This window comes from Streptomyces sp. WAC05292, assembly GCF_003949955.1.
Taxonomy (GTDB): Bacteria; Actinomycetota; Actinomycetes; order Streptomycetales; family Streptomycetaceae; genus Streptomyces; species Streptomyces globosus.
Genome location: NZ_RPSE01000304.1, coordinates 1 through 7,853, shown reverse-complemented (window position 1 = coordinate 7,853; position 7,853 = coordinate 1). Strand labels below are relative to the sequence as shown.

6 protein-coding genes and 1 pseudogene are annotated in these 7,853 nt (G+C 75.2%); 3 read left to right on the top strand and 4 right to left on the bottom strand.

Annotated elements, in window-relative coordinates:
• Window positions 1–124: 124 nt before the first annotated feature.
• From EF903_RS34335 to EF903_RS34330, 3 genes and pseudogenes are all read left to right on the top strand, one after another.
• A pseudogene (locus EF903_RS34335) lies at window positions 125–1,078 on the top strand (serine hydrolase domain-containing protein); the annotation flags it as partial.
• On the top strand, window positions 1,064–1,846 hold the full coding sequence (locus tag EF903_RS35455; protein ID WP_260615870.1) for a universal stress protein: 783 nt from the start codon (window positions 1,064–1,066) through the stop codon (window positions 1,844–1,846). The pseudogene EF903_RS34335 and the gene EF903_RS35455, both read left to right, overlap by 15 nt.
• Before the next feature lie 290 nt (window positions 1,847–2,136).
• On the top strand, window positions 2,137–2,463 hold the full coding sequence (locus EF903_RS34330) for an STAS domain-containing protein (RefSeq protein WP_185902800.1): 327 nt from the start codon (window positions 2,137–2,139) through the stop codon (window positions 2,461–2,463).
• Window positions 2,464–2,810: 347 nt separating this feature from the next.
• Here EF903_RS34330 and EF903_RS24705 read toward each other — a convergent pair whose 3' ends face one another.
• The 4 genes from EF903_RS24705 to EF903_RS24690 form a co-directional block, all read right to left on the bottom strand.
• Window positions 2,811–5,195: a phosphoketolase gene (locus EF903_RS24705; RefSeq protein WP_125546683.1), complete on the bottom strand. Its 2,385-nt coding sequence runs from the start codon at window positions 5,193–5,195 to the stop codon at window positions 2,811–2,813.
• 373 nt (window positions 5,196–5,568) lie between these two features.
• Window positions 5,569–5,907, bottom strand: coding sequence for an STAS domain-containing protein (locus EF903_RS24700; RefSeq protein WP_125546681.1), 339 nt, complete (start codon window positions 5,905–5,907; stop codon window positions 5,569–5,571).
• A complete protein-coding gene (locus tag EF903_RS24695) occupies window positions 5,904–7,205 on the bottom strand; it encodes a PP2C family protein-serine/threonine phosphatase (protein WP_125546679.1) in 1,302 nt (433 codons plus the stop codon). Before EF903_RS24695 ends, EF903_RS24700 begins: the two co-directional genes overlap by 4 nt.
• Window positions 7,205–7,853, bottom strand: a 649-nt coding sequence (locus tag EF903_RS24690; RefSeq protein ID WP_148142566.1) for an alpha/beta fold hydrolase, incomplete at its 5' end; no start/stop codon positions are given. The genes EF903_RS24690 and EF903_RS24695, both read right to left, overlap by 1 nt.

Below are 7,853 nucleotides of genomic sequence, written 5' to 3'. Positions count from 1 at the left end.
CGCATCCGGGCCGGGCCGGCGGGCGGAATCCACGGTGAGCGGCCCGTACGGGCCGCACCGGCAGCGAAGGAGGTGGCACCGTGTCTTCATCCCCGGACACGTCGGACGTGCTGGTGGTGGGGGCGGGGTTCCCGCGGCCCTGGCCTCCGTCACGGACGGCCGGGGGCGCAGCCGGGCGTACACCTCGGGCGTCGCCGACCTGGCCACCGGCGCCCCGGTGCCGCGCGACGGCCAGGTCCGCATCGGCAGCAACAGCAAGGCGTTCACGGCGGTGGTCGTGATGCAGCTCGTCGCCGAGGGCCGGGTGGACCTCGACGGCAGCGTCGACGCCTACCTGCCGGGGCTCGTGCGCGGCGACGGCATCGACGGCCGGCGCATCACCGTCCGCCGGCTCCTCCAGCACACGAGCGGGCTGCCGGACTACACCGGCCGCCTCGGCGAGGAGATCCGCGCCTACGAGCCGCGGGAGCTGCTTTCGCTCGCCCTCGGGCAGAAGGCCGACTTCGAGCCGGGGGCGGGCTGGAAGTACAGCAACACCAACTACGTGGTCGCGGGCCTGCTGGTGGAGGAGGTCACCGGGCGCTCCCTCGCCGCGGAGATCGAGCGGCGGGTCATCCGGCGCGCGGGGCTGCGCCACACCTACGTCCCCGCCCCCGGCGAGCTGCGCATCCGCGAGCGGCACGCCAAGGGCTACCACCGGGCTTCCCCGGACGCGCCGTTCGTCGACGCGACGGAATGGGACCCGTCGTGGGCGTGGGCGGCGGGCCAGGTGGTGTCCACGCCCTCCGACCTCGACCGCTTCTACTCCGCGCTGCTGCGCGGCCGCCTCGTCCCGCGGGCGCAGCTCGACCAGATGCGCACCACGGTCCCGGCGGGCCGGCCGTTCGCCGAGGGGGCCGGCTACGGACTCGGCCTGGTCTCCACTCCGCTGTCCTGCGGCGCCGTCTCCTGGGGACACGGAGGCAGCATGACGGGGTACGAGACGCGGGGCGGCACCACCGAGGAGGGCCTCTCGGTGAGCGTCGCCGTCACCACGCAGCCGGGGCGGGCGGCGCAGCAGCACATGGAGCGCATCGTGCACGCCTGGCTGTGGCAGCCGTTGGACGTACCCGTGGTGCAGGACGAGGAGAGCCAGGCCCGCTCCGCCGACGCGGTGCTGCGGGAGGCCGCGAAGCGGGTCGCCGACCGCTTCCCGGACCTCGCCGTGACGGCCGAGGTGAAGTCGGCGGGCGCGGTCGCGGCGCTGCTGGAGGAGAGCGAGCGGTCTCGGATGCTGGTCCTCGGCTCCCGGGGGCACGGTGCGCTCGTCGGCTACCTCCTCGGCTCGTACGGGCAGGAGGTGATCGCCGAGGCGGCGGGGCCCGTCGTGTCCGTACGGGAACGCGACGCTCAGGCGGGCGGCCCGGGCGAGGGCGGGGAGGTCGTCGTCGGCCAGCAGGGCGGCCCGGAGGACAGCGAGGCGGTGCTGGGCTTCGCGTTCGAGGCCGCCGCCGCGCGCGGTGCGGCGCTGCGGGCCGTACGGGCCTGGACGCTGCCGCCGGTCTTCGCCTACAGCCCCGGCTCGCTGCGCCTGGCGGACGAGGCGGGCGGGCTGGAGCCGTTCGAGCGGAAGGCGCTGGCCGAGGCACTCGCACCGTGGCGCAAGCGGTACCCCGACGTGCCGGTGACCGAGCACGTGGAGATCGGCAGCGCGGGGCAGGTCCTGCTGTCGGCGGCCTCCCGGGCGCAGCTGCTGGTGGTGGGCCGCCGGGTGCGCCGCGTCCCGCTGGGCAGCCGCATCGGGTCGGTCGCCCATGCGGCCCTGCACCACGCGGGCTGTCCCGTGGCGGTCGTGCCGCCCGCGTGACGGGCGGCCGGCCGGGCGCCTGCCCTGTGCGGGCGCCCGGGCGCATGCCGGCGGGCCACCCCGTGTCGCGCCCGGTCGGAGGGGACTTCGGCCGAGGCGGGCGGCCCGGCCGGGGAGGCCGCGATCGGCGGCCCGAACGCCCGCCCCCTCGCGGGGTGCGGGGACCTTCGGCCCACCTCCGGGGACTTGCCGGCCCTGCCGGGCCCCGCGCGAGGCGTGGTGGACTCCACAGGCCGGCGCGTCCGGGCCGCCAGGGCTCCGGAGAGCGCGGCGGGAGAGGGGTTGCAGACATGGCCACGGCAGAGATCAGCATGACGGTGGTCGGGGGCGGGCCGGACACGGTGGCGGTCGCGGTGTCCGGGGAACTGGACATCCACACCGCCGGCCGCGTCGAGTCGGAGCTGGCCGGCCTGGCGGGCGGGGCGAAGCGGGAACTCCTTCTCGACCTGGCAGGGGTCACCTTCTGTGACAGCTCGGGGGTCGAGTCCCTGCTGCGGGTGCACGAGCGCTGCGCGGCGCGCGGGCTGCGGCTGAGCCTGCGGCGGGTGCAGCGGCTCCCCGGGCGGGTCATCCGCGCGCTCGGCGTGGACCGGGCCGTGCCCTGCTCCTTCGCCTGAGGCCCTGGGCCTGGGCCTGCCTGGGCCACCTGGTCCTGACCCGTCGGACCGCCGAGCGGCAGGTGGGCGGGGTTGACGGTGCAGCCGCGCTCCGGAGGGTGCACGGACCCGGGGCGGATACCGCGCCCGGCGCATGACGCGCTCGGACGGGCCGAGCCCTGCGGCTGCTCGGCGCGTTCTCGCGGGGCGACCACCCTTCACCCGCAGGCGCTGCCCGGCCGTCGTCCCGGGCGTCGGCCGCCGCGGGCGGGCAGCACGTCGCCGTACGGCCCCGCGGCCTCCGACGACGCTGCCGTGTGCCGGGATCCGGGGCTCCGGAGCGCCGCCGCCCGGCGCTCCGGAGCCGGTCAGTGGTCCCAGGTCCAGTCGGCGACCTCGGGCATGTCGGTGCCGTGTGCGCGGATGTAGGCGTGGTGGCGGGTGCGGGCGTCGGCCATGGCCTGCCGGACGCCGGCGGCGCGGGCGGAGAGGCCGGGGACGCGGTCGATGACGTCCATGACGAGGCGGTAGCGGTCGAGGTCGTTGCGCACGACCATGTCGAACGGGGTCGTGGTGGTGCCGACCTCCTTGTAGCCGCGGACGTGCAGGTCGGGGTGGCCGTGGCGGCGGTAGGCGAGCCGGTGCACGAGCCAGGGATAGCCGTGGTAGGCGAAGACGACCGGCCGGCCGGGGGTGAAGAGGGCGTCGTATTCGAGGTCGGTCATGCCGTGCGGGTGGTCCTCGCGGGGCATCAGGCGGGTCATGTCGACCACGTTCACGACGCGCACGGCGACGTGGGGCAGGTGCCGGCGCAGCAGGTCGGCCGCCGCCAGGACCTCCTGGGTGGGGACGTCGCCGGCGCAGGCGAGGATGACGTCGGGCTCGCGCGTGCCGTCCTCCGTGCCCGCCCACTCCCAGACGCCGGCGCCCCGGGCGCAGTGGGCGCGGGCCTCGTCGAGGGAGAGCCAGTCGAAGCAGGGCTGCTTGCCGGCCACGACCACGTTGACCTGGTCGCGGCTGCGCAGGACGTGGTCGGCCACCGACAGGAGGGTGTTGGCGTCCGGCGGCAGGTAGACGCGGACGACTTCGGGGCTCTTGTTCAGGACGTGGTCGACGAAGCCGGGGTCCTGGTGCGAGAAGCCGTTGTGGTCCTGGCGCCACACGTGCGAGGTGAGCAGGTAGTTGAGGGAGGCGACGGGGGCCCTCCAGGGCAGGGCGCGGGAGGTCCGGAGCCATTTGATGTGCTGGTTGACCATGGAGTCGACGATGTGGACGAAGGCCTCGTAGCAGGAGAACAGGCCGTGGCGGCCCGTCAGCAGATAGCCCTCCAGCCAGCCCTGGCAGGTGTGCTCGGAGAGGATCTCCATGACCCGTCCGTGCCGGTCGAGGTCCTCGTCCGCGGGCAGGACCTGCTCCTGCCAGGCCTTGCCGCTGGCCGCGTACACCGCCTGGAGGCGGTTGGAGGCGGTCTCGTCGGGGCCGACGAGCCGGAAGTCGCGGCGGTCGGAGGTCGCGGCCATCACGGCCTGGAGGAGGTCTCCCAGCACCCTGGTCGGCTCGTGGCGGGTGCCGCCCGGGCGGTCCACGGGTACGGCGAACCGCTCCAGGGGCGGCAGGGGCAGGTCCCGGACGAGGAGGCCGCCGTTGGCGTGCCGGGTGGCGCCCAGCCTGCGCGGGCCCTCCGGTACGCAGGCCAGGACCCGGGGGCGCGGCCTGCCGTCGTCGTCGAAGAGCTCCTCGGGGCGGTAGGAGCGGAGCCAGGCCTCCAGTTGGGCGCGGTGGCCGTCGTCCTCCCGTACGGCCGGCAGGGGGACCTGGTGGGCTCGCCAGGTCCCTTCGACGGGCAGGCCGTCGACCTCGGCGGGGCCGGTCCAGCCCTTGGGGGTGCGCAGGACGATGACGGGCCAGCGGGGGCGGCCGTCGGCGGCGCCGCCGCGCGCCCGCTGCTGGATGTCGCGGATGCGGTCGACGGCCGTGTCCATGGCGGCGGCCATGGCCTGGTGGACGTGGCGGGGGTCGTCGCCGGTGACGTGGAGGGGGTCGTGGCCGTATCCGCGCAGCAGGTCGTCGAGTTCGGGCTCGGGCAGGCGGGCCAGCACCGTCGGGTTGGCGATCTTGTAGCCGTTGAGGTGGAGGATCGGCAGGACCGCCCCGTCGTGGACGGGGTCGAGGAACTTGTTGGAGTGCCAGGAGGCGGCGAGCGGGCCGGTCTCGGCCTCGCCGTCGCCGATCACGCAGGCCACCAGGAGGCCGGGGTTGTCGAAGGCGGCGCCGTACGCGTGGGAGAGCGCGTAGCCGAGTTCGCCGCCCTCGTGGATGGAGCCGGGGGTCTCGGGGGCGACGTGGCTGGGGACGCCGCCCGGGAAGGAGAACTGGCGGAAGAGCCGGGACATGCCCTCCTCGTCGCGGCTGACGTTCGGATAGGTCTCGCTGTAGCTGCCTTCGAGCCAGGCGTTGGCGAGCACGGCGGGGCCGCCGTGCCCGGGACCCCAGATGCACAGGGCGTCCAGGTCCCGGAGGCGGATCACCCGGTTGAGGTGGGTGTGGACGAGGTTCAGGCCAGGCGAGGTGCCCCAGTGGCCGAGCAGCCGCGGTTTGATGTGGGCCGGTTCCAGGGGTTTGCGCAGCAGCGGGTTGTCCATCAGGTAGATCTGGCCGGCGGAAAGGTAGTTGGCCGCCCGCCAGTGGGCGTCGAGGGCGCCGAGCTCGTCGTCGTCGAGCGGGGCGTTCTGCGGGCGCTGGTCGCTGCGCATGCTTCCTCCATCGTCGTGGCTCGCGGGGTCTGCGGACCGGATCGGCGGGTCGGGGGCGGGTGCGGGCCGGATGCGGCCCCCTTGCGCTGTCGTACCGGACGGGGCCCCGTACGGCACGGTGGCACGGGCGCAGGGCCGGCGATAGGGGCCGGATGGGCCACCGCGCGGGCCGCGGGTCTTCGGTGCCGCGGCCCGCGGCGGCCGCGGGGCGGGGCCGGCCTCGCCGGTACGGCGCCCGGGGGTTTCGGTCACGGTGTCGCGGGTGCCCGCCGCGGCCGCGGAGTACCGCCTCCGGCACGCGCCTCCTGCCCGAGCGGTCGCCGAAGAGGCGCGGGCTCGCCCTGCCGGGACCGGCGGCGGAGGGTGGTGCGGGTCAGGGGGTGGTGGCGCTCGTGCTGTCGGGGTGGAGGGTGAAGACCTGGTCGAGGCCGACGATCCGCATGACGCGGAGCGTGTTGGGGGGTACGGCGGCGAGCGCCAGATCCGCCTGGGCTGCGTGGGCGTGGCTGCGGGCCGCGAGCAGGGCGCTGAGGCCGCTGGAGTCGCAGAACTCCATATCGGCGAGGTCGAGGACCAGGCGCAGGCCGGGACGGAGGGCGAGGGCGGTGACGCGTTCGCGAAGCTCGGGGGCGCTGGCGTGGTCGAGGTCGCCGGAGACTTCCAGGACGGGCCCGGTGGCGGCCACCCGGGCGGTGATCCTCAACGGGGTCACGGGGTGCCTCCCGTCGGGTGGGCCGGGGCGGGGACCCCGAGGGCCAGGAGGGCGGTGTCGTCGTCGAGGCCGTCGCCGAAGCCGGCGAGCAGGCCGGTCAGGGCCCCGATGAGGGACGCGGGTGAGGTGCCGGACCGTGCGGCGTGCCCGGTGGCGAAGGCGAGCACGGCCTCCTCCCCGTACAGGTCGGTGCGGGTCCTGCCGGTGCGGGCCTCGGTGAGGCCGTCGGTGTAGAGCAGCAGGGTGTCGCCGGGGCGCAGGACGGTGGTGGCGGTGGTGAAGGTGGCGGCGGGCAGGACGCCGACGAGGAGGCCTCCGGGGGTGCGGAGGTAGGCGGCCGTGCCGTCGGCGCGGACGACGAGGGCCGGCGGGTGGCCGCCCGAGGCGAGGTGGACGGTGACGTGTCCGGTGGCGGGGTCCGGTTCGAGCGTGCCGAAGATCGCGGTGCAGTAGCGGGTGTCGCCGCCGGCGGCGTACCGGTCGTGGAGCACCGTGTTGAGGGTCGTGAGGGCGGAGACGGGGTCGGGGTCGTGCAGGGCGGCCGCGCGGAGCGTGTACCGGGTCAGGGAGGTCACCGCGGCGGCCTGCGGGCCCTTGCCGCACACGTCGCCGAGGAAGAAGGCGAAGCGCTTGCCGTCGATGGGGAAGACGTCGTAGAAGTCGCCCCCGAGGCGGTCGGGCGAGGCGGTGTGGTAGTGCGCCGCAGCTTCCATGCCGGGCACCGGGGGCAGGGTTTCGGGCAGCAGCGACCGCTGGAGCACGGCGAGGGCGTCCTGCAGGCGCGCGCGGTCGGCTTCGGCCTGCCGGCGTGCCGCCTCTGCGGCCTGGCGGCCGCGCAGGAGCTCCTCCTCGTAGGCCCGCCGGTCCCGGGCGTCGAAGACGGTGGTGCGGATGAGCAGCGGCTCGCCGGTGGTGCCGTACTTGACGACCGAGGAGACCAGCACCGGTATGCGGCCGCCGCCGGCCTGCCTGAGCTCCAGGGCGATGCCGCTGATCTCGCCCTGCATGCGCAGCAGCGGCGCGAAGTGCGTCTCGTGGTAGAGCCTGCCGCCGACGGTGAGCAGGTCCGCGAAGCGCATGCGGCCCAGCACTGCGGGCCGCTCCAGGCCGAGCCAGCCCAGCAGCGTCTCGTTGATCTTGGCGATGGTGCCGTCCATCAGGGTGGACAGGTAGCCGCACGGCGCCTTCTCGTACAGTTCCTCGGCGCTGTCCTCCAGGAGTGCGGCGAACGCGGCCCCGGTCGCCCTGTCGTCGTCGGGGCCGTGGGGGTCGGGCTGCTGCTGCCCGGCGCGGCACATCACTGCAGGCCGCCCAGGAAGTCGCGGATCGCCTGGTTGGTGGCCTGGGGTGCGGACAGCTGCGGGCAGTGGCCCGTCGCGTCGAGGGTGACGAGGGTCGAGCCCGGGATCGCCCGGTGGACGAACGCGCCGACCTCCCGGGGGGCGATGGCGTCCTCACGGCATTCCAGTACGAGGGTGGGCACGCCGACGCGCCCGAGCTCCTCCCGGGAATCCGACAGGAACGTGGTGCGGGCGAAGACGCGCGCCACGGCCGGGTCGGTGGCGCAGAAGCTGTTGGTGAGCTCCTCGCCGAGTTCGGGCCGGTCCGGGTTCCCCATGATCACGGGCGCCATGGCCGCCGACCAGCCGAGGTAGTTGGACTCCAGCGACTCCAGCAGCTCGTCGATGTCCTCGCGGCTGAAGCCGCCGCGGTAGCCGCCGTCGTCGATGTACCGCGGCGACGGCGCGACCATCACCAGCGAGCCGATGCGCTCGGGGGACATCTCGGCGGCGAGTACGCCGACCATGGCGCTGACGGAATGCCCGACGAACGCGGCACCGCGCAGGTCGAGTGCCTCGCACACCTCCACGGCGTCGCGCGCGTACCCCTCCAGCGAGCCGTAGCGCTCCTCCGAGAACGCGGAGAGGTCCGAGCGGCCGGCACCC